Annotated in this window: 18 protein-coding genes; 6 read left to right on the top strand and 12 right to left on the bottom strand. The window is 64.4% G+C overall.

Going from position 1 to position 21,937, the window contains the following annotated elements; genetic code table 11:
- Nucleotides 1-5: 5 nt before the first annotated feature.
- The 3 genes from ACPZMI_RS13800 to ACPZMI_RS13790 form a co-directional block, all read right to left on the bottom strand.
- On the bottom strand, nucleotides 6-2,486 hold the full coding sequence (locus ACPZMI_RS13800; protein ID WP_426352438.1) for a sensor domain-containing protein: 2,481 nt from the start codon (nucleotides 2,484-2,486) through the stop codon (nucleotides 6-8).
- 106 nt (nucleotides 2,487-2,592) lie between these two features.
- On the bottom strand, nucleotides 2,593-3,096 hold the full coding sequence (locus ACPZMI_RS13795; protein WP_186720615.1) for a GNAT family N-acetyltransferase: 504 nt from the start codon (nucleotides 3,094-3,096) through the stop codon (nucleotides 2,593-2,595).
- A gap of 119 nt (nucleotides 3,097-3,215) precedes the next feature.
- Nucleotides 3,216-3,428, bottom strand: coding sequence for a PLDc N-terminal domain-containing protein (locus ACPZMI_RS13790; RefSeq protein ID WP_054891554.1), 213 nt, complete (start codon nucleotides 3,426-3,428; stop codon nucleotides 3,216-3,218).
- 169 nt (nucleotides 3,429-3,597) lie between these two features.
- On the opposite strand from ACPZMI_RS13790, the gene ACPZMI_RS13785 reads away from it, so the two are divergent.
- A complete protein-coding gene (locus tag ACPZMI_RS13785; RefSeq protein ID WP_186720616.1) occupies nucleotides 3,598-4,605 on the top strand; it encodes a helix-turn-helix domain-containing protein in 1,008 nt (335 codons plus the stop codon).
- A 13-nt stretch (nucleotides 4,606-4,618) separates the two neighbouring features.
- Here the strand turns inward: ACPZMI_RS13785 and ACPZMI_RS13780 are convergent, their stop codons facing one another.
- Together ACPZMI_RS13780 and quiC are read right to left on the bottom strand one after the other, a co-directional pair.
- A complete protein-coding gene (locus ACPZMI_RS13780; RefSeq protein WP_426352437.1) occupies nucleotides 4,619-5,287 on the bottom strand; it encodes a TetR/AcrR family transcriptional regulator in 669 nt (222 codons plus the stop codon).
- A gap of 88 nt (nucleotides 5,288-5,375) precedes the next feature.
- Nucleotides 5,376-7,271, bottom strand: coding sequence for a 3-dehydroshikimate dehydratase QuiC (gene quiC, locus ACPZMI_RS13775; RefSeq protein WP_426352436.1), 1,896 nt, complete (start codon nucleotides 7,269-7,271; stop codon nucleotides 5,376-5,378).
- A gap of 279 nt (nucleotides 7,272-7,550) precedes the next feature.
- Here quiC and ACPZMI_RS13770 point away from each other — a divergent pair, with 279 nt between their 5' ends.
- On the top strand, nucleotides 7,551-8,921 hold the full coding sequence (locus ACPZMI_RS13770) for an MFS transporter (protein WP_186663918.1): 1,371 nt from the start codon (nucleotides 7,551-7,553) through the stop codon (nucleotides 8,919-8,921).
- Between the two features lie 33 nt (nucleotides 8,922-8,954).
- Here the strand turns inward: ACPZMI_RS13770 and ACPZMI_RS13765 are convergent, their stop codons facing one another.
- The 5 genes from ACPZMI_RS13765 to ACPZMI_RS13745 all read right to left on the bottom strand — a co-directional run bounded on the left by ACPZMI_RS13765 (nucleotide 8,955) and on the right by ACPZMI_RS13745 (nucleotide 15,140).
- Nucleotides 8,955-10,367, bottom strand: a complete 1,413-nt coding sequence (locus ACPZMI_RS13765) for a DOPA decarboxylase (protein ID WP_426352435.1) — start codon at nucleotides 10,365-10,367, stop codon at nucleotides 8,955-8,957.
- Nucleotides 10,368-10,474: 107 nt separating this feature from the next.
- The gene (locus tag ACPZMI_RS13760) at nucleotides 10,475-11,419 is read right to left on the bottom strand and encodes a LysR family transcriptional regulator (RefSeq protein WP_426352434.1); all 945 of its coding nucleotides are present in this window, start codon (nucleotides 11,417-11,419) and stop codon (nucleotides 10,475-10,477) included.
- A 74-nt stretch (nucleotides 11,420-11,493) separates the two neighbouring features.
- Nucleotides 11,494-12,204 (bottom strand): YebC/PmpR family DNA-binding transcriptional regulator, encoded by a 711-nt coding sequence (locus ACPZMI_RS13755; protein ID WP_023631852.1) that lies wholly within the window; start codon nucleotides 12,202-12,204, stop codon nucleotides 11,494-11,496.
- 213 nt (nucleotides 12,205-12,417) lie between these two features.
- On the bottom strand, nucleotides 12,418-13,809 hold the full coding sequence (locus tag ACPZMI_RS13750) for an FAD-dependent oxidoreductase (RefSeq protein ID WP_186663913.1): 1,392 nt from the start codon (nucleotides 13,807-13,809) through the stop codon (nucleotides 12,418-12,420).
- A gap of 14 nt (nucleotides 13,810-13,823) precedes the next feature.
- Complete coding sequence (locus tag ACPZMI_RS13745; protein ID WP_411382733.1) at nucleotides 13,824-15,140, bottom strand: MFS transporter; 1,317 nt, start codon at nucleotides 15,138-15,140, stop codon at nucleotides 13,824-13,826.
- A 240-nt stretch (nucleotides 15,141-15,380) separates the two neighbouring features.
- On the opposite strand from ACPZMI_RS13745, the gene ACPZMI_RS13740 reads away from it, so the two are divergent.
- Together ACPZMI_RS13740 and ACPZMI_RS13735 are read left to right on the top strand one after the other, a co-directional pair.
- The gene (locus ACPZMI_RS13740; RefSeq protein WP_186707875.1) at nucleotides 15,381-16,250 is read left to right on the top strand and encodes a LysR substrate-binding domain-containing protein; all 870 of its coding nucleotides are present in this window, start codon (nucleotides 15,381-15,383) and stop codon (nucleotides 16,248-16,250) included.
- Nucleotides 16,251-16,333: 83 nt separating this feature from the next.
- Entirely contained in the window at nucleotides 16,334-16,705 is a 372-nt protein-coding gene (locus tag ACPZMI_RS13735) for a DUF2784 domain-containing protein (RefSeq protein ID WP_186707877.1), read from the top strand.
- Here ACPZMI_RS13735 and tam read toward each other — a convergent pair.
- Nucleotides 16,695-17,471: a trans-aconitate 2-methyltransferase gene (gene tam, locus ACPZMI_RS13730; RefSeq protein WP_426352433.1), complete on the bottom strand. Its 777-nt coding sequence runs from the start codon at nucleotides 17,469-17,471 to the stop codon at nucleotides 16,695-16,697. The two genes, ACPZMI_RS13735 and tam, sit on opposite strands and share 11 nt — an antisense overlap.
- 151 nt (nucleotides 17,472-17,622) lie before the next feature.
- On the opposite strand from tam, the gene ACPZMI_RS13725 reads away from it, so the two are divergent.
- The gene (locus ACPZMI_RS13725; protein WP_288375104.1) at nucleotides 17,623-18,357 is read left to right on the top strand and encodes a FecR family protein; all 735 of its coding nucleotides are present in this window, start codon (nucleotides 17,623-17,625) and stop codon (nucleotides 18,355-18,357) included.
- A 56-nt stretch (nucleotides 18,358-18,413) separates the two neighbouring features.
- Here the strand turns inward: ACPZMI_RS13725 and ACPZMI_RS13720 are convergent, their stop codons facing one another.
- Entirely contained in the window at nucleotides 18,414-19,826 is a 1,413-nt protein-coding gene (locus ACPZMI_RS13720; RefSeq protein ID WP_411382735.1) for an amino acid permease, read from the bottom strand.
- A 333-nt stretch (nucleotides 19,827-20,159) separates the two neighbouring features.
- Here ACPZMI_RS13720 and ACPZMI_RS13715 point away from each other — a divergent pair, with 333 nt between their 5' ends.
- A complete protein-coding gene (locus ACPZMI_RS13715) occupies nucleotides 20,160-21,584 on the top strand; it encodes an aminotransferase-like domain-containing protein (protein ID WP_411382736.1) in 1,425 nt (474 codons plus the stop codon).
- Nucleotides 21,585-21,937 lie beyond the last annotated feature (353 nt).

The following is a 21,937-nucleotide window of genomic DNA, read 5'->3' as shown; positions in this document are numbered from 1 at the left end:
GCCCGTCAATCCCTGACAATCTGCTTCAAGCGCTCGCTGGCCGGTGCCGGTCGTCCATAGAAGTAGCCCTGGAAGTGCGAACACCCTTCTGCGGCCAGACGCTCCATCTGCTCGACCGACTCCACGCCCTCGGCCGTGGTCTTGATCATCAGGCTGTTGGACAGCTCGGTAATCGCGCGGATGATCGACATCGCCTCGCGGCTGTCGCACATGTCGTGGACGAAAGACTTGTCGATCTTGATCCGGTCGAACGGGAACGAGCGCAGGTAACCCAGCGACGAATAACCTGTGCCGAAATCATCCAGCGAGATCGACACGCCCAGGTCTTTCAGCTCCCGCAGGATGCGCACGTTCTCCTCGCTGTTGCCCAGCAGCACCGACTCGGTGATCTCCAGCTCCAGGCGCTGCGGGTCAAGCCCTGAGTCCGACAGTGCCAGGGAAACGGTATGCACCAGCCCGGTATTCTTGAACTGCACCGGCGACAGGTTGACCGACACCACCTCCTGCCCTTCCCAGGTTGCCGCCTCCTGGCAGGCGAGGTTCAGCACGCGGGCACCAATCTCGTGGATCAGCCCGGTTTCCTCGGCGATGGGGATGAAGTCCATGGGCATGATCATGCCGCGGCTGGGGTGTTCCCAGCGCAGCAGCGCCTCGTAGCCGGTGACGCTGTTGCACTGCTGGTCCACCACCGGCTGGTAGTGCAATTGCAGTTGCCCCAGGTGCAGGGCCGTGCGCAGGTCGGTCTCCACCAGGCGGCGCTGGCGTGCGGCAACGTCGAGTTCGACATGGAAACACTCGTAGCGGTTGCGACCATTGCGCTTGGCTTCGTACAGGGCCATGTCGGCGTAACCCAGCAGCAGCTCGGCGTTGTCCTGGTCCTCAGGCGCAAAGGCAATGCCGATGCTTACGCCGACAGTGAACTGGTGCCCTTCGATCTGGAATGGCGGGCAGATCGCATCGATCAGGCGCCGGGCGGTATTGCAGGCCGCCTCGCGGTTGTCCAGCCCGGCTAGAACCACGGCGAACTCATCGCCGCCTAGCCGGGCCAGGGTGTCGTGCTCGCGCAGCTCTCGACGCAGGCGCTTGCCCAGGGCACGCAGCAGTTTATCGCCGAAGGCATGGCCGAGGGAGTCGTTGATGTTCTTGAAGTTGTCCAGGTCCAGGCACAAGGTGGCGGTCAGCTTGCCACTGTCCTCGCCGCGCGCCAGCGCCTGCTTGAGACGCTCGTGGAACAGCGTGCGATTGGGCAGGCCGGTCAGTGCATCGTGATGGGCCATGTGGTGGATCTGCGCGTGGGCTGCCAGCTCTTCAGTGGCGTCCTCGGCGATGAACAGCACGTAATCGGCCTGGTTGTCGCGGTTCTGGCTGATCAGAGCGCGGCTGCGCAAGGTGCGGGCACCTGCGAGGGTTTCGACACGGGTTTCAGCGGCGTAGCCCTTGGCACTGCGTGCGCCGCGCGCCAACTGCTGCTCGAGAAACTCGGCGGCAGCCGGCACCACGCACTCGGCGGGCAGCGTACCGATCAGGCTCGCCCCCTGGCCACCAAACAAACGCTCAGCCTGCTGGTTGGCCAACAGGATGCGCTGGCTGGCCAGGTCCTGGACGATGACACAGGCCGGAATATTGGCGATCACCGAATCGAGAAACTGCGACAGGGTGCTCATCTCCTGGCTGTACTGCTCGGCCAGTTCCTTGGCCTGCAGAAGCTCCAGCTCGTAGCGGCGACGCTCGGAGATGTCACGGGTCACCTTGGCGAAACCGATCAGTTGGCCGCTGTCCTCGTCATGGATGGCCTCGATCACCACGCTGGTCCAGAAATGCGAGCCGTCCTTGCGCTGACGGACACCTTCGGCCTGGAAGCGCCCTTCCCGCCGTGCCGTCTCCAGCCCATGCTCGGGCAGGCCGCGGACGCGGTCTTCGTGGGTGTAGAACACCGAGAAATGCTGGCCGACGATCTCATCGGCCCTGTAGCCCTTGGCTCGCTCGGCACCGGCGTTCCAGTTGATCACATGACCGGCGCTGTCGAGCATGTAGATGGCATAGTCACGCACGCCCTGCACCAGCAGGCGGAAATGTCGCTCCTGCTCGCGTTGGGCCATCTGTGCATGGTACTGCTCGGTGCAGTCACGGGTGATCTTGGCGAATCCTACCAGTTGCCCGTCGTCGTCATGCACCGCCTCGATCACCACATGGGCGCGCAGCAGGCTGCCATCCTTGCGCAGGCGCCAGCCATGCTCCTCGAAACGACCGCTGCGGCGTGCCTGCTCGAGGTTGGCTTGCGGCAGTCCGGCAGCGCGGTCCGCCTCGCTGTAGAACAGCGAGTAGTGCTGCCCGACGATCTCGCTGGCCTCATAGCCCTTGGCGCGCTGCGCCCCCGGGTTCCAGTTGGCGACAATCCCCTCCGGGGTCAGCAGGTAGATGGCATAGTCCACCACACTCTGGATCAACAACCGGTACATGACGTCGGGGCTCGCGACTAGCGACATGGCATTCTTCCTGAACCTGCGGGGCCGTTTTTCAAGATACTGGCATTATGCCGCTGAGCGACAGGATTTTGTGAAGTGGTTCACAAAAATTCGCGCGTGCGGCACTTCAGTGGCGCACCGCCATGACGCGCCAGGAATGCAGTTGCGGATCATCTTCCAGCGCGATCACCTGCACCGCGCGCGGCAACTCGGCAACGATGCGGGTGCAAAAAGCCATGGACACTTCATCCTGCCGAAAGCAGCGCAGCAGCCAGTCGTGGGCGCCACTGCAAAGCACCTGGGACGCTACCGCCCGGCCGATGCCCTGGCGACGGTAGCGCTTGAGGATGAACAGGTCGGCCAGTTCCAGGGCCTCGACGCCTGGCAGCTCGCTGCGCTCGACCAGCACGAAACCGGCGATGAAACCGTCGACCAGCACCAGGCTGGCGCACCACCCGGGCGATTGCCAGTAGCGCGCCATATGCGCCTCATGCAGGTAGAAACGCCCGTCCGCCTCGACGTCCTCCTGCTCCCAATCGGAGGACTCGTAGGCATAGAACTGGTACAGATTGCGGATGACGTCGGCGTGTTCAGCGCCGGTTGGGAACAGCTCGAGTGTCGGCGCTGACATGGGGCGGACTCGCTGAAGGCAGGAGCGCCAATTCTACCCGCCCAGACAGGTTTTTCCAGGGATCGGCACCTCGATCCAAGTCCGTGGCGCCTGTCCTTGCGACAGGCGCCAGGCAAGGCTCATTTCTCTTCCAGCACGGCCCTGCCCTTCACTGCCCGCGGCCCGCGCCAGGCCCAGAACAACAGGCCGGGGAACGGCGCCCAAACCACGAACACGACCCACAACATCTTGCGCTCGGCACGGCGCTCGCTGCCGATGATGTGCCATATCGCCCAGATCTGCAGAAGAATCACCAGCACTGCGACGAGGATCCAGACCGTTCCGATTTCCATGAGCGTTCTCCTGTGAGCATGTACTTCATTTGTTCACGCCAGGCGCCAAGGGTTCATTCCAATCCGCCTACCGCCAGTGCCAGGGCTCGCGGCATTATCCGGCCAGTGATTGTCTTTCCCCGCAACTCCCAGCACACTTCCTGCGCCCTCGAAGGAAACGGAGTCCGCTGTGCCCACGCCTCGCCAGTTCAGCAAGAAGACTAGCACCAGTAACATGTTGCGGCTCAAATCCGGCGCCAGCGACGAACAGGTGCCGTACCGCGTCGACTTCGTTCTGCTCGAGCATTTTTCCATGGCCAGTTTCACCGTGGCGATGGACGTGCTGGTCACCGCCAACCTGCTGCGAGCCGAGAGTTTCCGCTTCACTCCGCTGTCACTCGAAGGTGACCGGGTGCTCAGTGACCTGGGCCTGGAACTGGTGGCCAGCGAGCTGGACCCGCGCAAGCTCAAGGAGCCCGACCTCCTGGTCATCTGCGCCGGCCTGCGCACCCCGCTCAAATATCCCGAACTCGACCGCCTGCTGGGCGACTGCGCGGCCCACGGCATGGCCCTGGGGGGCTTGTGGAGCGGTGCATGGTTCCTCGGCCGCGCCGGGGTGCTGGGCGACTACGGTTGTAGCATCCACCCCGAACAGCGCGCCAGCCTCGCCGAACGCAGCCCGCAGACGCGCATCACGCCGGCCAGCTTCACCCTCGATCGAGATCGCCTGACCGCCGCCAGCCCCAATGGCGCCATGGAACTGATGCTGGGCCTGGTACGCCGGCTGTATGGCGATGCCTTGGCCGAAGGTGTCGAAGAGATCCTGTCGTTCTCAGGTGCCCGTTATCGCCAGGTCGGGCCCGGGGCGAAGAAGTCCATGAGCCTGCAACTGCGCACCATTGTCGAGCTGATGGAAAACAACCTGGAGGAGACCCTCAGCCTCGATCAGCTGGCCGCCTACAGCGGCCGCTCGCGTCGGCAGATCGACCGCTTGTTCCAGGCCCAGCTCGGCACCTCGCCGCGGCGCTACTACATGGAGCTGCGCATCACCAAGAGCCGGCGGCTGCTGCAGTACTCGGACCTGTCGGTAATGGAAGTGGCGGTAGCGTGCGGGTTCGTTTCGGTGTCGCACTTCAGCAAGTGCTACGCGGCGTATTTCGGCTACCCACCTTCACGTGAGCAGCGGCTGGGCGAGTGACAGATGCTGGGCATCAGGCGCGGATGTAGTTGAGCACGGCTTCGCAGATCATCTGCTTGTGCCGCAGCTTGATCGCCTCGTCCGCCAGGTCGATCTGGAAGATTTCGCCGAAGGTGTGCCGGTTCGAGACCCGATAGAAGCAGAACGAACTCATCAGCATATGCAGGTCGATGACCTCGATGCCCGCACGGAACATGCCTTCCTCGCCCCCGCGCTGCAGGGTGCGCGCCAGTGACTCGAGCACCAGGCTGCTCATTTCGCGGATCACCGGCGCCTGCTTGACGAACTCACCGTAATGGATGTTTTCGGTACAGACGATGCGTACGAAGTCGACATTGTGGTCGTGGTGATCGAAAGTGAACTCCACCAGCCGGCGGATCGCCTGCTCGACCGGCAACGACTCCAGGTCCAGGCTGTGCTCGGTCTTGCGGATGTCGCCATAGAGCTTGACCAGGCATTCCAGGTACAGCTGTTCCTTGCTGCCGAAGTAGTAGTAGATCATGCGCTTGGAGGTGGCGGTGCGTTCGGCGATCGCATCGACCCGCGCGCCAGCCAGGCCTTGCTGGACGAATTCGTGGATCGCAGCCTGGAGGATGTCCTCGCGGGTTTTCTCCGGGTTGTTCTTGCGCGACTTGCGCGCCCCGGCCTCGGACTGACCGAGGCTGACTTGCGGATCACTCATACCGACTCACAGGCTGTTGTTTGGAATGTGCGGGGATTATCCGTGAGCCGGGCGGTGCAGGGAAGCGCAAGGGTGGATGTGGAACGTGCTAGCTGCCCGGGCTCGCGCGCAGCTTGGCCATCGCCGCCAGGCGCACGGCCACGTTCGCCGCGCCATACCCCGCGTAGTCCCCCTTGCGCTGGAGGATCTCGAAGAAGAAACGCCCCTCGAACGGCTCGGTGTACACATGGAACAGCTCGCCGCCCTGCGCATCGCGGTCGTACAGCACGTTGTAGTACGCAAGCTCGCTGAGGAACTCATCGTCGAACTCGAAGCGTGCCGCCAGATCGTCGTAGTAGTTCAACGGGATCTCCAGCAACGGCACGCCAGCCTCCTTGGCCCGCGTGACCTCGGCAAAGATGTCGGCACAGTCGAAGGCGATATGGTGCACGCCCGAACCACGGTAGCTCGACAGGGCGTGGGCGATGGCGGTGTTGCGGTTCTCGGAGATGTTCAGCGGCAGGCGCAACGTTGCGCACGGGCTGCGCAGGGCGCGGCTCTTGACCAGGCCATAAGGGTCAGGCAGCACCACTTCGTCGTCGGCGGTGAAGTCGAACAGGCTCTTGTAGAACAGCACCCAACTGTCCAGACCCTCGGCCGGCAAGGCCAAGGCCATGTGGTCGATGCGCTGCAGCCCGCCATCGGTAGAAGCCGACGGATCAAGGCAGAAGTCGCTGTCGTAGATGCTCTGCCCTGCCCCGGCCCGCTCCACCAGGTAGATCAGGCTGCCATCCGGCGCGCGCACCGCCGGGACTTCCCGCTCGTTGGGGCCGACCAGACCACGGAATGGCTGACCGCGATAGGCCACGGCCCGTTGCAGCGCGGCCTGGGCGTCATCCACACGCAAGGCTGCAGCGCACAGCGATGGACCATGGGCCTCGAAGAAGTTGTGGGCAAAGGAATAGGGTTCGGCGTTGAGCACGATATTGATATCTCCCTGGCGCAGCAGCCTGACCGCCTTGCTGCGGTGCCGCCCAGCCTCGGCGAACCCCAGGCGCTTCAACCACCCACCCAGCCGCGCACCGACCGCGTCATCCACGGCGAACTCGACGAACTCCACCCCGTCATAGCGGCTCGCCGCAGGCGGTGTGAACAGCACGCCGGGTTCCACCGCGACCGACTGCTCGGCCAGGCGCACACGGGCCTTTTCCTCCAGGTACAGCAACGAGCGCAGGCCATCGGCGGCATTCTGACGCGAAGGCGCGGCGCGAAAACCATCGTTGAAGACTTCCAGCGACAGTGGGCCGCGATACCCACTGGCGATGATCGGCGCCAGGAAACCTGCGAGGTCCATCTCACCCTGGCCGGGGAAGCAGCGAAAATGCCGGCTCCACTCCAGCACATCCATGGCCAGGATCGGCGCATCGGCCATCTGCACGAAGAAAATCTTCTCGCCGGGAATATCGCGGATCCCACGGGGATCCCCCTTGAGCGAAAGCGTGTGGAAGCTGTCGAGAATCACCCCCAGCGCCGGATGATCAGCCTCACGCACCAGGTGCCACACCTGCTGCCAAGTGTTGACGTGACGCCCCCAGGCCAACGCTTCGTAACCGATGCGCAGGCCTCGGTCACCGGCATGCTCGGCCAACAGGCGCAGGTCATCGACCAGCAGTTGCTCATCGCCCAGCGCATCGGGCTGCACATTGCTGCACACCAGCACCAGGTCGGTGCCCAGCTCTTGCATCAGGTCGAACTTGCGCGCCGCGCGATCGAGGTTCTTGTGCAGACGATCACGGCGGCAGCCCTCGAAGTCGCGAAACGGCTGGAACAACGTGATGGCCAGCCCCAGGTCCGCACACCGCTGACGAATCTCACGCGGGGCGCCGGCGTAATGGAGCAGGTCGTTCTCGAAGATCTCGACGCCATCAAAGCCTGCGGCGGCGATGGCCTCGAGCTTTTCGGGCAGGGTGCCGCTGAGTGAGACGGTGGCGATCGAACGCTGCATGTGGAGTTCCTTGTTGTTTGTACAGGGGCAGGTTCGTCTGACCTGTGAACCTGCTTGTTCTCGACGATGGCAGGATCGATTATTCGCAGGTAAAGTCGTGGCGGCAATGCGCTTTGTACGAAATGGTTAGTTTGTGTTCGATAACCGAACAGAAGCCAGCAAGACGAATTGATTCAGCGCAGAACCCTGGACGACCATGGATTCAGTCGCCGCCATCCGGGCTCATGCCTGCCCGAGTGCGACCGCCATCCGACAACCAACAAGAACAACGGAGACACCATGGCCCACTCTTCACAGGCCAAGAAAGCCACCGCCAGCGGGTGGATCGGCTCGGCCCTCGAGTACTACGACTTCTTCATCTATGCCCAGGCGGCAGCGCTGATCTTCCCGCAGATCTTCTTCCCGTCCAGCGACCCGAAGATGGCCATCATCGCCTCCCTGGCCACCTATGGCGTCGGCTACCTGGCCCGTCCGGTCGGCGCCTTCGTGCTCGGCCATTGGGGCGACACGCGAGGACGCAAGAACGTGCTGCTGCTGTGCATGTTCCTGATGGGCATCTCGACCATGGCGGTAGGCCTGCTGCCCACCTACCACGACATCGGCCTCCTCGCCCCTGCCCTGCTGGTGATCCTGCGCCTGGTCCAAGGCTTCGCCGTGGCCGGAGAGATCTCCGGCGCCAGTTCCATGATCATGGAGCACGCGCCCTTCGGGCGTCGCGGCTACTACGCCAGCTACACACTGCAAGGCGTGCAGGCCGGCCAGGTGATGGCCGCCGCGGTGTTCCTGCCACTGGCCTACTTCATGCCCAGCGAAGCGTTCAACGAATGGGGCTGGCGTATTCCGTTCCTGATGAGCGCGGTGGTGCTGATCGCAGGCTTCATCATCCGCAAGGAGGTGCATGAAACCCCGGCATTCGTTCAGGAAGAAAAACAGGACAAGGTGGCCAAGTCGCCGATCGGCGAAGCGTTCCGCCACAGCTGGAAACACATGGTGCTGGTGATGTTCATGGCACTGATGAACGTGATCCCGGTGGTCGCCACCATCTTCGGCGCGGCCTATGCGGTACAGCCGGCCTATGGCATCGGCTTCGACAAGAGCGTGTACCTGTGGATCCCGGTGGTGGGCAATGTCGTCGCGGTGCTGGTGATTCCGTTCGTGGGCAACCTGTCGGACCGCATCGGCCGACGTCCGACCATGATTGCCGGGTGTCTGGGATCGGGTCTGCTGGCGTTCGTCTACCTGTATGCGATCAGCATCCAGAACGTGCCACTTGCCTTCGTCGGCTCGATCCTGATGTGGGGCATGGTCTACCAGGGCTACAACGCCGTGTTCCCAAGCTTCTACCCGGAGCTGTTCCAGACCCGCTACCGGGTGTCGGCCATGGCCATCGCACAGAACATCGGCACCATGCTCACTGCGATGCTGCCGGCGCTGTTCGCGGCCGTCGCCCCACCTGGCTCAGAGCATATCTGGCTGGTGGTCGGTGCCCTGGCCTTCGCCATCACCTGCGTGTGCGCACTGGCAGCCTATGTGGCGCCTGAAACCTACCGGCTGGCCATGGAAGACCTGGGTAACCCGCAGGCCAAACCGCTGGAAAAGGACGCCTATGAAGCCAGCCGCAAAAGCAGCTTCGAGGTGGTGAGCCAGTAAGGCAGTCGGGGCCGCGCAGCGGCCCCGGCAATCTCAAGCCTTGACCACCGCCTGCAGATTCCCCCACAGCCGCTCCACATCCGCCCGTTCGGTCGGCAGCGCGCCGACCGACACCCGAACCATCCAGCGGCCTTGCAGGGTTGCCGGGGTCACGTAGGCGTCGCCGGAAGCATTGAGCCGATCTGCCCAGCCACGGGTGTGATCATCCAGCGCCTCACCCTCCAGCCCCTCGGGTTCATGCCGAATGCACAGGGTCTGCAACTGCACCGGCGCCAGCAGTTCCCAGCCCGGCGCAGCCTCGACCTGCTCGGCCAGCCAGCGGGCATTTTCCAGGTCGCGGCGCAGGCGCTGCTGCAAAGCCTCGACCCCTTCGCTGCGCAGCATGAACCACAGTTTCAGCGCACGGAACCGCCGCCCCAGCGGTATGCCCCAATCGCGCAGGTTCTTCACCTCGCCATCCACCGACGACTGCAGGTAGCTGGGGTTGGTACTCATCACCCGGATCAGGTGCTGCGGGTCGCGCACGTAATAGATCGAACAGTCGAAGGCCACGCCCAGCCACTTGTGCGCATTGACTACCACCGAGTCAGCCAGCTCGATACCGTCCCACATCCAGCGACATTCCGGGAGGATCATCGCCGAGCCTGCCATCGCCGAATCGACATGCAGCCACAACCCCGCCGCCTGGGCGATCTCACCGACCGGGCGCAACGGGTCCAGCGCCGTGGTAGCGGTGGTGCCGGTAGTAGCGACCACCGCACAGGGCTGGTTGCCTGCCGCCAGGTCCTGCTCGATGGCCGCCTGCAGCGCTTCGGGAATCATGGCGAAGCGCTCGTCGGTGGGGATCTGGCGAATGTTGTCGCGACCAAACCCGGCCAGCAGCGCAGCCTTGTCCACCGAGCTGTGGGCATGGGCACTGACGTAGACGATCAGCGGCTTGTCCTGGGCCTGCAGGCCGCCGCGAGCCAGGGCATAGTCGGTGCTGCGCTCACGTGCGCTGATCAGCGCGACCAGGGTGCTGGTGGAGGCCGTGTCCTGGATCACCCCGCTCCACTGCGCCGACAGCCCCAGCAGTTGGCGCAGCCAGTCGAGGGTGGTTTCCTCCAGCTCGCTCAGGGCCGGGCTGGACTGCCAGGACAGGCCGAGCACGCCAAGCCCTGTGCTGAGGAAGTCGCCGAGCACCGACGACAGCGTGCCGTTGGAGGGGAAGTAGCCGTAGAAGTCCGGATGCTGCCAGTGCGACAGGCCGGGCATCACCAGGCTGGAGACATCATCGAGGATGGCGGCGAACGGCTCGCCCTGCTGCGGCGCAGCCTCGGGCAGCGCGGCCTTGAGGTAGCCGGGCTCGACCTGGGCCATCACCGGGCGCTCGCCGACGGTCTGGCGGTAGTCGGCGATCAGGTCGATGAGCTGGTGGCCGTACTGGCGGAATTGTTCGGGGGTCACTGGGCGGGCTCCTGGGCGAAGAGATGAGGTGTCAGCACCGACACCCCGCAATCAGCCCAGTCTAGGCAACCCGTCCCCGCGCAATAACCCCGTTTCGCGCATAGCTGCTATCGCAACCGCGCATCTGCGCCCTGCACGCCGAACGACGACTGGCGCCACAGCTCGAATACCCGGTTACGCAACCAGCGGTGCTCGGCCGAGGCCTGCAAGCGCTGATGCCAGACCACCCAGTAGCGCTGACTGTGCTCGATGAAACCCAGCGGCCGCCAGGCCAGGCCATGCAAACGGCAAAGCTGGCGGGCGATATGCTCCGGCACCGTGGCCAACGCCTGGCCATTGCCGATCACCCGCACCATGGCACTGAAGAACGGCACCTGCAGTTGCATGCGCCGCTGCAGCCCCTGGGCACGCAGGTGACGGTCGATGAAGCTGTCCTTGTCGCCGCCGCCGGAAACCCGCACATGGCGATAGGCAAGGTAGTCGTCCTGGCTGATCGTGGCACAGGCAGTCAGCGGATGCTCGCCCGCCATCAGGCACACGGCCCGGTCTTCACCGAGCAGCCGGCCATGCAGGTTCGGCGGGGACTCATCGAACAGCGTGGTAGCCAGATCGACCTCACCACTGGCCAGCGAGGCGTATTGGCCAGCCTGCCAGGTGCGGTACTCGAGGGACACTCCGGGCGCCTCATGCTCCAGTGCCGTCACCAGGTCCGGAAGGATATGCTCGGCCACATAGTCGGAGGCGGCGATGCAGAAACGCCGCTCGCAACGTGCCGGGTCGAAGGCGGCAGGCTGGCGCAGGGCGCTGAGCTCATCGAGCACCTGGCGCAAGGGTTCGACCAAGGTTTCGGCATGTTCGCTGAGCACATAGCCGCGGCCCTGGCGGACCAGCAGCGGGTCGCCGAAGGCATCGCGCAGGTGGGCAAGCTGACGGCTCAAGGCCGACTGGCTGCAACCCAGGCGCTCCGCGGCGTGGCTGAGATTCTTCAATTGCAGGAGGCAATTGAGGGTGCGCAGGTGGGCCAGGCTCAGTGAGGCGAAAGTGGGGGTCATGGGGTGACCTGCGCGGGTGAGGTGGAGGGCCCCATGAAGGGGCCCATCGGGCCGCGAGGCAGCCCGGCGGGAAGTCAGTCCGTCAGACCGACATAGACGTTCTGCACGTCTTCGTTCTCGTCGATCGCCTCGAGGAAGGCTTCGACCTCGGCCAGGGCTTCAGCACTCAGGCTGGCGGCGCTCACCGGGTTTTTCGGGGTGTAGCCGATTTTCGCCGAGGTGACGGTGAAACCATGCTCGGGCAGGGCCTTCTGCACAGCATCCAGGTCGGTGGTGTCGGTGATGAACAGGGTCGAGCCCTCTTCCTCGCCGTCTTCGAAATCCTGGGCGCCGGCTTCGATGGCGGCCATTTCCGGGTCGGCATCACCTTCCGGGGTGGCCTCGATCAGGCCGACATGGTTGAAGTCCCAGGCCACCGAGCCGCTTGCGCCAAGCTGGCCCTTGCGGAACAACACCCGGATCTGGGCGACGGTACGGTTCACGTTGTCGGTCAGGCATTCGACGATCAGCGGCACCTGGTGAGGCGCAAAGCCCTCGTAGCTGACGGCATGGTACTGCACCGCCTCGCCATCCAGGCCAGCGCCTTTCTTGATCGCACGCTCGAGGGTTTCGCGAGTCATCGACGCTTTCTTGGCCTGGACGATGGCCAAGCGCAGGCGCGGGTTCATGTCCGGGTCGGCGCCAGACTTGGCAGCGATCTGAATCTCCTTGGCCAACTTGCCCATGATCTTGCCCTTGGCGTTGGCGGCGGTTTCTCTATGCTTGGCTTTCCACTGTGCGCCCATTTCGACTCTCTTTGTCTCAGCGGCCGGTTCAGGAAGCGACCGGCCAAAAGTGGGGAGAGTTTATACGCCCTCGCGGGTGGGATCGACAAGAAATCGCGTGGCAGCCATTCGCCGGCAACCCGCAGCGGCGAACCGCCGCTCCTGCAAGCGGTGGCTACCTGTGGGAGCGGCGGTGCGGCGACCCGACTTGCCCGCGAAAAAGCCCACACCGACTCAACCCTTGTCCGCCTTCCCCGCCGCCGCCGCGAACTTCGCCAGCCGCACATCCAGCCGCCGCGGGCGCTGCCCTCGGTCTTCGGCGCGTTCCTTGCGCCGCACGGCATCGCGCACCATCAGCGACCCCAGGTAGCGGATCGGCTCCGGCGGAAACTGCCCCAGCGGCCCCTTGACCAGGGGCGAGCGCGTCCAGGCGTTGTCCATCCCCAGGGCCAGCGACGAAAGGATCTGCCCACCCATGTGACAAGGCCCTACGCCGCTGCCGGAATAACCGAAGCCATAGAACACGTTGCCCTGCCCGTCCAGGCGGCCGAAGAACGGCAAGCCGGTCACCGAGCGATCCGATGGCCCGTTCCAGCTCGCAGCCAGCGGCACCTCGGCCAACGCCGGGAAGAACTCGCCCAAGGTTCGTTGCAGCAGCGCTCGGTAAGGCGACGGCTGATCGAAGACCGGCAGCATGCGCCCGCCATAGGCAAAGGTGTTGCCGCCCTTGCCGAGCATCAGGCGCCCGTCGGGGGTGTTGTGGTAGTAGTGCACGAAGATGCGCGAATCAAGCACGCTGATGCCGGTCTCCAGGCCCGTCTGGCGCAACAACTCGGGGCACGGCTCGGTGATCACCATGTCGCTGGAGACGATCGCCACGCTGCGCTCGAACTGCGCAAACTGCCGCGCCATCCAGGCATTGAGGCCCAGCACCACCCGGTCGGCACGCACGGTGCCGTGGGCGGTGCGCACCTGCACCGGGGTGCCGTGCTCAAGACTGGTCATCGCCGTGCCTTCGTGGATGCGCACGCCGCGCTGCAAGGCCACCCGACGCAGGCCACGTACCAGCTTGCCCGGCTGCACCGTGGCGGCCGCTGGCGAGAACCAGCCTTCCCGGTGGCGGTCAGAGCCGGCCCGGCGCTGCACTTCATCCAGCGCCAGACGCTGGAACGAGTTGATGCCCTGGCGCTGCAGCGCCGCGATCACCGCATCGGTACTGCCGACCTGCGCGGCATTGGTGGCGGTGTACAAGGTGCCGTCCATGCGGTAGTCGCAGTCGATGTGATGTTCGGCGCAGAACGTGCCGATGGCCGCGATACTGCGCTCCGACTCACGGACCAGGCGCACCGCCTCGGCCACACCGAACAAGCGCTCCAGGGTGAAGTACTTGGCCGACCACGACAGCGCGCAGCCCCCATTGCGCCCGCTGGCACCGGCGCCGCAGATATCCGCCTCGATCAACAGCACATCCAGCGCCGGCACCGCCTCCTTGAGCAGCAGTGCGGTCCACAAGCCGGTGTAGCCGCCGCCGACGATACAGACATCACAGCGCACATCGCCTTGCAGCGGCGGGCACACGGCTTCGTTTTGCGGGTCCAGGGCCTGTTGCAGCCAGAACGGTCTCATCGTTTCACTTTCCTTCAGGTACGTACCGGCTTGATCGCCATGCCGGTATTGGGTGCCACGTCATGTACCGCGTCTGCACTGACCGGGCGGCTGTTCCAGTGCGGCAGCAGCACCAGGGCGGAGAACAGCGCAGTGCCGGCGAACACGATGAACACGGTGACGCTGTCGAAGTAGCCCGGCAGCAGCCCACCCAGCACCGCGCCTACCGAGCCGCAGCCATTGACGAACCCGGCTGCGGTAGCGCCGGCCTTGGCGGTGCCGAAGTCGATGGCGGCCGCGCCGCTGATCATCGAGTCCGGGCCGTACAGGGTCAGGCCCATGACGAACAGCAGCGCCACCACCAGCAGCACGCTGCCGCTGTGCATGGCCGCCATGAAGCCGGCCAGAGTGACGGTCAGCAGCAGCAGACTGATCACGCAGGCAGGCATGCGCCGTGCACCGAACAGCTTGTCCGAGGCCAGGCCGATCAGGATCGGCCCAAGCAACCCGGCCAGCTCGAAGGCCGTGGGAATGATCGCTGCGCCAACCTTGCCCACCGAAGGCATCTGCTCGAAAACGATCACCGGTCCCCAGAGCAGGATCGCGTAACGCGCCGGCTTGAGCATGAAGTAGGCCAGCCCGAGCGTTAGGACCGTGCGGTTGCGCAGGATTTCGCGCAGCGGCGCCCAGACGCTGCACAGGTTCGCGCCTGGCGCCATGCTCTGTGGCTCCGGCTCTACCGCTGGCAGGCCGACGTCTTCGGGCTTGTTGCGCTGAAAGAGGAAGAACAGCAGCGCCACCACCGCCACCACCACGGCACTGGAGAAAAACGCTGCGTGCCAACTGCCGACCAGGGTGTACGCCCACCACCCGGCAAAGGGCGAGGCCACCAGGCCGCCAAAGGCGTAGCACGAACTCCACAGGCCCAGTACCCGGCCACGCTGGGAGGCGGGGAAGAAACTGCCGATGTTCTTGCACAGCCCTGCCCAGCCGGTCGACTGCGCCAGGCCCTGGATCAGCATGCAGGTGGCAAAGATCGGGAAGGTCGCGTAACTGCCCATCACCACCGCTGCTGCGGCCGAGATCAGCAGCCCGCCGAGTACCACCACGCGCGGGCCGAAGCGGTCGGCGAGCATGCCCCAGGTGAACTGGCCTACGGCGTAGGCCGCCAGGTAGATCGCATCGAGGTTGGCCATGGCGGCTTTGTCGAGCATGAAACCTGGGTCTTCAGCAATGCCAAGCTTGGCGACCGAGAAGGCTTTGCGGGTGAAGTAGAAGGCGGCGTAGGCCAGCCAGGTGATGGCGAAGATCTGCATGCGCCACCGCTTGATGGCACCGAAAGACTGGTTCATTTGACTCTGACCTCTTGCTGAGTGTGCCGGCAGAATGTGAAGAAACGCCTGTCTTGTTGTTGTGTTGCGCACTGCATGACGGAGGGACGTCATCTGGCTGGACCATGGCCCGGTGCAAGGGCGTGTGAAGCTGCCCCGGGTTGAGCGACATGGAAACAGCTGGTGACTGATAAATAAAATCGATTTATCGTATTTCACACATAAGCCCAGCTTTTAAAAGAACCTGTTCCGAGGTGCTCCATGTCCGTCTCGCAAGCGCAGCTGAAGGCCTTTCACGCGGTGGCCGAACACGGCAGCTTCACCCGGGCCGCCGAGAAACTCTTCCTCACCCAGCCAGCGGTGTCCGACCAGGTGCGCAAGCTGGAGGAACGCTTCGGCGTGCTGCTGTTCCAGCGCAACAAGCGTTCGGTGCAGCTCACCGACCTGGGCGAGCGCCTGCTGGGCATCAGCCAACGCCTGTTCGCCTGCGAGGCCGAAGCACTGGAGCTGCTGCAGGATTCGCGTGCCCTGCACACCGGCAGCCTGGTGCTGGCAGTGGATGCCCCCGTGCACGTACTGCCGCAGGTTGCGCGCTTCTGTCAGCGCTATCCGGGGATTCAGGTCAAGATCGAGACGGGCAACACCGATGAGTCGCTGGCGCGCCTGTTCAGCTACCAGGCTGACCTGGCCCTGCTCGGGCGCGACGTCGATGACGAGCGGCTGTTCTGCGTGCCGATGCGGCGTGACCCGATGGTGGCCTTCGTCTCCCAGGACCACCCCTGGGCCAGCCGTGCCTCGATCAGCCTGGCCGACCTGGACGACACGCCGCTGGTCTTGCGTGAGCCCGGCTCGGTGACACGCCAGACCCTGGAAGAAGAAATGCAGCGCGCGGGCCTGCGCATCCGCCCGGCCATCCAGGTCGAGGGACGCGAAGCGGCGCGTGAAGCGGTGGTGGTGGGGATTGGCGTGGGCGTGGTGTCGGCGGCGGAGTTCGGCGCCGACTCACGGGTGTGCGCACTCCCCATCGTCGATTGCCAACGCCACTTGACCGAGACGCTGGTGTGCCTGAGCGAACAACGCACGCGTCGCGTGGTGGCGACGTTTCTGCAGATGGTGCAAGAAGCGTTGTGAGTTCAGCGGTGCCACCCCGCGACCATGCCGGCCCCCCGTGATCTGCCCTATGCTGATGACTCGCCCCACAGCGGACCCCGCCCATGCTCTACCGCCTCAGCGCCGACACTCTGGTTCTGCTGCACCTGGCCTTCATCCTGCTGGTGCTGTTCGGCGGCCTGCTGGTGCTGCGCTGGCGCCGCGCCCTGCTCCTGCATCTGCCGGCCCTGGCCTGGGGCCTGGCGGTGGAATGCCTGCACCTGCAGTGCCCTCTGACCGACTGGGAAAACCGCATGCGCCTGGCAGCCGGCCAGGCCGGCTACCAGGGAGGGTTCGTCGAGCACTATGTCTGGCCGCTGATCTACCCGGCCGGGCTGACGCCACAGGTCCAGGTGCTGCTCGGGTTGATCGTGTTGCTGGTCAACCTCGGCATCTACGGCTATGTGCTCTGGCGCGGGAGGCGTGCTAGCGGGTAGCGATCACGAACAACCGGGGGAACGGCAGCAGCACCTTGCCATCGGTGGCTTTCGGGTAATCCCGCTCCATGGCCTGCAGGTAGAGTTGCAGGAAGCTTTCGCGCTCGGCCTCGTCCAGCCGCGCCAGGTACGGCCGCAGGCCCGAGCCTTTGAACCACTCCACCACAGCGCTCGCGCCGCCCTCGAGGACATGGTGATAGGTGGTGCGCCACACATCCACGCGTGTGCACAGTGGGCTGAGCAGGTCGTAGTAGAACGCGCCGCTGTGTCGCGGTGGCAAGGAAAAATCGCTGAACTTGTCTTTCCACGGGCCTTGGCTGGCAATCTCGCGCATGCGCTTGTGGGCAGGCTCATCGAGGTTGTCGGGGGTCTGCACCGCCAGGCTGCCCCCCTCGGAAAGCTGGCGGATCAGGTGCGGGTACAGCTCACGGTGGTTCGGCACCCATTGCAACGAGGCGTTGGCGAGGATCAGGTCCTGGGGTTCGGCAGCCTTCCAGGTGGCGATATCGGCTACCTCGCAACGCACCCGTGGCACCTTCAGGCGTGGTCGCTCGCGCGCCTTGTCGATCATGTCCTGGTCGCTGTCCAAGGCCAGCACCTGGGCGTCGCCATGCTGTTGCAGCAAGACCTCGGTGGAGTTGCCAGGGCCGCAGCCAAGATCCGTGGCGTGGCGTACCGGTCGCGCTGGCACAGCCGCGAGCAGATCGCGCACGGCACGGGTGCGTTCGTTTTCGAAGAGCGAATACTGGGTGGCGGACCAGGCCATGGGCGACTCCTTCGGCAGTTGGAAGCGCTAGCATATGCCTTTTGCCGAACGTTCGGGGTATCGGTCTGACCGATCCGCTTCGCCTGAACGAAAACAGGAACTGACAGCCTATGCTGGAGGTCATCCGCATAACCTCCATACGTCGCTCGCCATGAATGCCTTCCCCTACCCGCGTCTCGCCCTGCCCCTGGCCATCCTTGCATTGATCGGCGCCTCCATCCTGCTCGCCTCGCCCTGGATGGGTCAGGGCTTCGAGCTGTCCGACCTGTCCACCGACAGCCAGAACCGCCTGACCCGGCAACTGGAGGACGGCAGCCTGCTGACCCTGGACAGCGGGTCGGCCGTGGACCTGGCGTTCGACAGGACTCAGCGACGGATCGACCTGCTCAAGGGCCAGTTGCTGCTGGAAGTGGCCCGGGGCGATACCCGCCCGCTGTTCATCGTCACCCCACAGGGCAGCCTGCGTCCGCTGGACGCGAAACTGATCGTCGAGCGGCTGCAGGACAGCAGCGAAGTCACCGTGCTGGAGGGGCGGGTCGAACTGTCTGTCAACGGTCGCCAACTGTCGCTCAACCGCGGCCAGCAGTTGCGCTTCGATGGCATCACGCCCGCAACCCTGACCCAGGTCGATACCGGCGATACCCAGGCAGCCTGGTACCTGGAGCGCCTGCCAGGCGACGGTCAACCGCTGAACGAAACGCTCGAGCGTCTGGCCCGACACCACCGCGGCCTGCTGTTGTTCGATGCCCCGTCGCTGGCCGACCTGAAGGTCGCCGACGACCTGGCCCTGGACGACACCGACCAGGCCCTCGATGACCTGCAGGCCAGCTTGCCGATCAAGATTGCCCACTACACCGACTGGCTGACCGTGGTGCGCCGCAAATGAAAACGCGGCCGGTCCCCTGGGGAGCCGGCCGCGTTTTCCGTACAGCCCGGCAGCGGTCAGTGACGCTTGGCGCTGCGGATCTGGTGTACCACACCCATGGCCACCACGATGGCTGCGGCGATACCGGTGGAGATCACCAGAATCTGGTAGTCAGGCATGAAGGCCATGGTTACCAGTGCGGCAACGATGAAGGCGATCACCAGGTAGGTCAGCCAGGGGAACAGCCACATTTTCAGGCGCACCTCGCGGCCTTCGGCGATCAGCTTGCGGCGCATGCGCAGTTGCGAGAAGGCAATCACCAGGTACACCAGCAGGGCGATCATGCCAGTGGTGTTCATCAGGGTTTCCAGCACGTCCTTCGGGCGCAGGGTCTCGCTGAAGTTGATCAGCGCGCAGACCACCGCCACGGCGCACGAGCCGAGGATTGCGTACACCGGGACACCGGTGCCGGCGCGGGTGATCTTGAAGAACGACGGCGCATCGCCCCGCTGGGACAGCGAGAACAGCATGCGCGAAGCGGTGTAGTGGCCGGAGATCAGGCAACTGCTCACCGAGGTCAACACCACGAAGTTCATCAGCAGCTCGGCATACGGCACACCCAGCAGTTCCAGGGTGCGGCGGTAGGCGCCATAACCGGAAACGCCCAGGTGCGGATCGTTCCACGGCACCAGGCAGACGATCAGGAAGATCGAGCCGACGTAGAACAGGCACACACGCCACACCACCGAGTTGGTGGCCTTGACGATCTGGGTGGCCGGATCCTTCGCTTCCGAGGCCGCGATGGTCACGATTTCGGCACCGAGGAAGGCGAACATCACCCCGAGCAAGGCGCCGATCACCGTGGTGATGCCATTGGGCATGAAGCCTTCGGCGGTCAGGTGGGTGATGCCGCGTACCTCACCGAACTGCCAGACGTTCATCACGGCGGCGGTACACACCACCAGGAAGCAGACGATCGCCACCACCTTGATCAAGGCGAACCAGAACTCGAACTCGCCGTAGTGCTTGACGTTGAAGAAGTTCACGGTGATCAGCAGCAAGGTGGTCGCCAGCACGAACACGTTGACGCTGACATCAGGGAAGAAGCCATGCAGGATCTTGCCCGCCACGTAGGCTTCCCAGGCCATGAGGATGACCCAGTACCACCAGTACAGCCAACCGATGGTGAAACCGGCCCAGCGCCCGATGGCGCGGTCGGCATAGGTGGAGAACGAGCCGGTGTCCGGCGAGGAGGTCGCCATCTCGCCGAGCATGCGCATGATCAGCACCACCAGGATGCCGCCGGCGAGGTACGCCAGGACAGCCGCAGGGCCGGCGCTGTGGATCACGCTGCCGGAGCCGACGAACAAGGCGCCGCCAATGACCCCGGCGATCGACATCATCGTCAGGTGGCGCGACTTGAGCGAGGCACTGAGCTTGCTCTCGTGCCCGCCTTTCGCGGAGGTGGTGGATGTGGATGTTGCGTCCATCAGTTGTGTACCCCGTGCTTCTTTTTATCCAAGGAAAAACTGTGAAACCCCGATGGTTATCGGCCTCACCTGTACATCAGCGCTATTGCGGGCAGGAGGTGTGAGGAACACACGCAGACCTTCCATGGCGGCCTGCTGACGCGCCCGAGGGTTGCCGCTCGGGCGAACTGAACGTGTTGCATCTGGCGATATCTGACACCTAATGTAAAAATGTCCGCCACATAGAGCCATGCACAGTGGCATGAAACTCGCACTGCACTGTACAGGCCGCCAATGCAATACACCCGCGACACCCTGCAGGCGCTTGGCGTTACGCACACCTGAAGGCACCCCATGCTGCGACTACATCCGGACTCCCCTACCCCGCTGGTCAACCAGATCATTGACGGGTTGCGCGAGCTCATCGACAACCAGACCCTCAAGCCCGGCGCCAAGGTGCCGTCTATCCGCGCGTTCGCCTCGACCTACTCGGTGAGCACCTTCACCGTGGTCGAAGCCTACGACCGCCTGGTGGCCCAGGGGCTGCTGGTCAGTCGCGGCAATGCGGGTTTCTTCGTCAGCCGCTCGGCGGGCGAGTTGCTCGACACGCACACCCCGCAAGCTGACACAACCCGACCATCGTTCAACTCCGAGTGGTACCTGCAACAGATCTTCGAGACCCGCCAACTGCCATTCAAACCCGGCTGCGGCTGGCTGCCCAACGACTGGATGTACGAAGACGGCTTGCGTCGCGGCATGCGCCAGGTGGCCGGCAGCCCGCTGGAGCTGTCTGGCTATGGTGACCCGATGGGCCTGCCCGAACTGCGCGCGCTGACCGCGCAGAACCTGCAGCAGGAGCTGTCGATCGTCGCCAGCCCTGCGCAACTGATGCTCACCCATGGCGCCAGCCAGGCGCTGGACCTGGCGGTGCGTACCCTGGTGCGACCGGGTGACGTGGTGCTGGTGGACGACCCAGGCTATCCCAACCTGATGAGCATCCTGCGCTTTCAGGGCGCGACCCTGGTCGGCGTGCCGCGCACACCCGTGGGCTACGACCTCGACCAGTTGGAGCGCTTGCTCGCCCACCATCGCCCGACAGTGTTCTTCACCCAGCCACACCTGCACAGCCCGACCTGTTCGCGCACGCCGCTGGCGCAGTTGCACCGCCTGCTGCAACTGGCGTCGCAGCATGGCTTGCGCCTGGTGGAGAACAACCTCTACGCCGACATGATCGCCGAGCCGCAGCCGTGCCTTGCCAGCCTCGACCATCTGCAGCAGGTGGTATACGTGGGCAGCTACTCCAAGAGCATCTCGCCCAACGTGCGGGTGGGCTACCTGGTGGCTGAAGCCGAGGTGATGCAGCAGCTGTTGCAGTTGAAGATGCGTTCAGGGCTGACCACCTCGCAGGTGATGGAGCGCGTGGTGTACGCCGCAGTGATCGACGGTCGCTGGCGCAAGCACCTCAAGCGCCTGCGCCAACGCCTGGCCGAAGCGCATCAGGAAGTGGGTCGACACCTGCATCGGCTGGGCTTCGAGCTGTTCATCGAATCGGATGAAGGCATGTACATCTGGACCCGCCACCCGGCCATCCCCGACAGTGCGGCATTGCTGGACGATGCGCTGGAACAGGGGATCATGCTTGGGCCTGGGCAGTTGTTCATGGTCGATGCGCAGGCCACGGGGTGGATGCGGTTCAATGTGGCGTTCAGTACGGATGCCAGGATGTGGGAGTTGCTGGAGAAGGTTCTGGTCAGGCATGTCAGGCGCGGGGGGGGTTGAGCTTTGCTTTTATAGCCTTGCCTTTCAAGGTGTTTGCGTGTGATTGCGTGAGGGCTCACAGGTGCTCGTCGAAAGCTTTTCAGCGCCTCTGAGATCGAGCGCCGCCCGCGCGGCGCTTCGCGGGCAAGCCCGCTCCCACATTTGTTTCGGGCCAATTATTCCTGAGTGATTGCCGCGCGCCCCTTGTTTGCCCCCTTCGATATCGCATTTGAGCAGTTACCTTTCTTCCATATCCAGTCATGCGCCAAGGGGCCGCGTACCGATGATGGATACAGGAGAAACTGGCCCGAAAACAAATGTGGGAGCGGGCTTGCCCGCGAAGCGCCGCGCGGGCGGCGCTCGATCTTTCGGAC

Origin of the sequence: Pseudomonas wayambapalatensis, assembly GCF_049942315.1 — a bacterium.
In the GTDB taxonomy this organism is placed as follows: Bacteria; Pseudomonadota; Gammaproteobacteria; order Pseudomonadales; family Pseudomonadaceae; genus Aquipseudomonas; species Aquipseudomonas wayambapalatensis.
This window is presented reverse-complemented; position numbering and strand designations above follow the sequence as displayed.

Bases quoted from the DNA above. Each gene is read 5' to 3' on its own strand.
- ACPZMI_RS13800 (WP_426352438.1), bottom strand. From the start codon at position 2,486: ATGTCGCTAGTCGCGAGCCCCGACGTCATGTACCGGTTGTTGATCCAG.
- ACPZMI_RS13795 (WP_186720615.1), bottom strand. From the start codon at position 3,096: ATGTCAGCGCCGACACTCGAGCTGTTCCCAACCGGCGCTGAACACGCC.
- ACPZMI_RS13790 (WP_054891554.1), bottom strand. From the start codon at position 3,428: ATGGAAATCGGAACGGTCTGGATCCTCGTCGCAGTGCTGGTGATTCTT.
- ACPZMI_RS13780 (WP_426352437.1), bottom strand. From the start codon at position 5,287: ATGAGTGATCCGCAAGTCAGCCTCGGTCAGTCCGAGGCCGGGGCGCGC.
- quiC (WP_426352436.1), bottom strand. From the start codon at position 7,271: ATGCAGCGTTCGATCGCCACCGTCTCACTCAGCGGCACCCTGCCCGAA.
- ACPZMI_RS13770 (WP_186663918.1), top strand. From the start codon at position 7,551: ATGGCCCACTCTTCACAGGCCAAGAAAGCCACCGCCAGCGGGTGGATC.
- ACPZMI_RS13760 (WP_426352434.1), bottom strand. From the start codon at position 11,419: ATGACCCCCACTTTCGCCTCACTGAGCCTGGCCCACCTGCGCACCCTC.
- ACPZMI_RS13755 (WP_023631852.1), bottom strand. From the start codon at position 12,204: ATGGGCGCACAGTGGAAAGCCAAGCATAGAGAAACCGCCGCCAACGCC.
- ACPZMI_RS13750 (WP_186663913.1), bottom strand. From the start codon at position 13,809: ATGAGACCGTTCTGGCTGCAACAGGCCCTGGACCCGCAAAACGAAGCC.
- ACPZMI_RS13745 (WP_411382733.1), bottom strand. From the start codon at position 15,140: ATGAACCAGTCTTTCGGTGCCATCAAGCGGTGGCGCATGCAGATCTTC.
- ACPZMI_RS13740 (WP_186707875.1), top strand. From the start codon at position 15,381: ATGTCCGTCTCGCAAGCGCAGCTGAAGGCCTTTCACGCGGTGGCCGAA.
- ACPZMI_RS13735 (WP_186707877.1), top strand. From the start codon at position 16,334: ATGCTCTACCGCCTCAGCGCCGACACTCTGGTTCTGCTGCACCTGGCC.
- tam (WP_426352433.1), bottom strand. From the start codon at position 17,471: ATGGCCTGGTCCGCCACCCAGTATTCGCTCTTCGAAAACGAACGCACC.
- ACPZMI_RS13725 (WP_288375104.1), top strand. From the start codon at position 17,623: ATGAATGCCTTCCCCTACCCGCGTCTCGCCCTGCCCCTGGCCATCCTT.
- ACPZMI_RS13720 (WP_411382735.1), bottom strand. From the start codon at position 19,826: ATGGACGCAACATCCACATCCACCACCTCCGCGAAAGGCGGGCACGAG.
- ACPZMI_RS13715 (WP_411382736.1), top strand. From the start codon at position 20,160: ATGCTGCGACTACATCCGGACTCCCCTACCCCGCTGGTCAACCAGATC.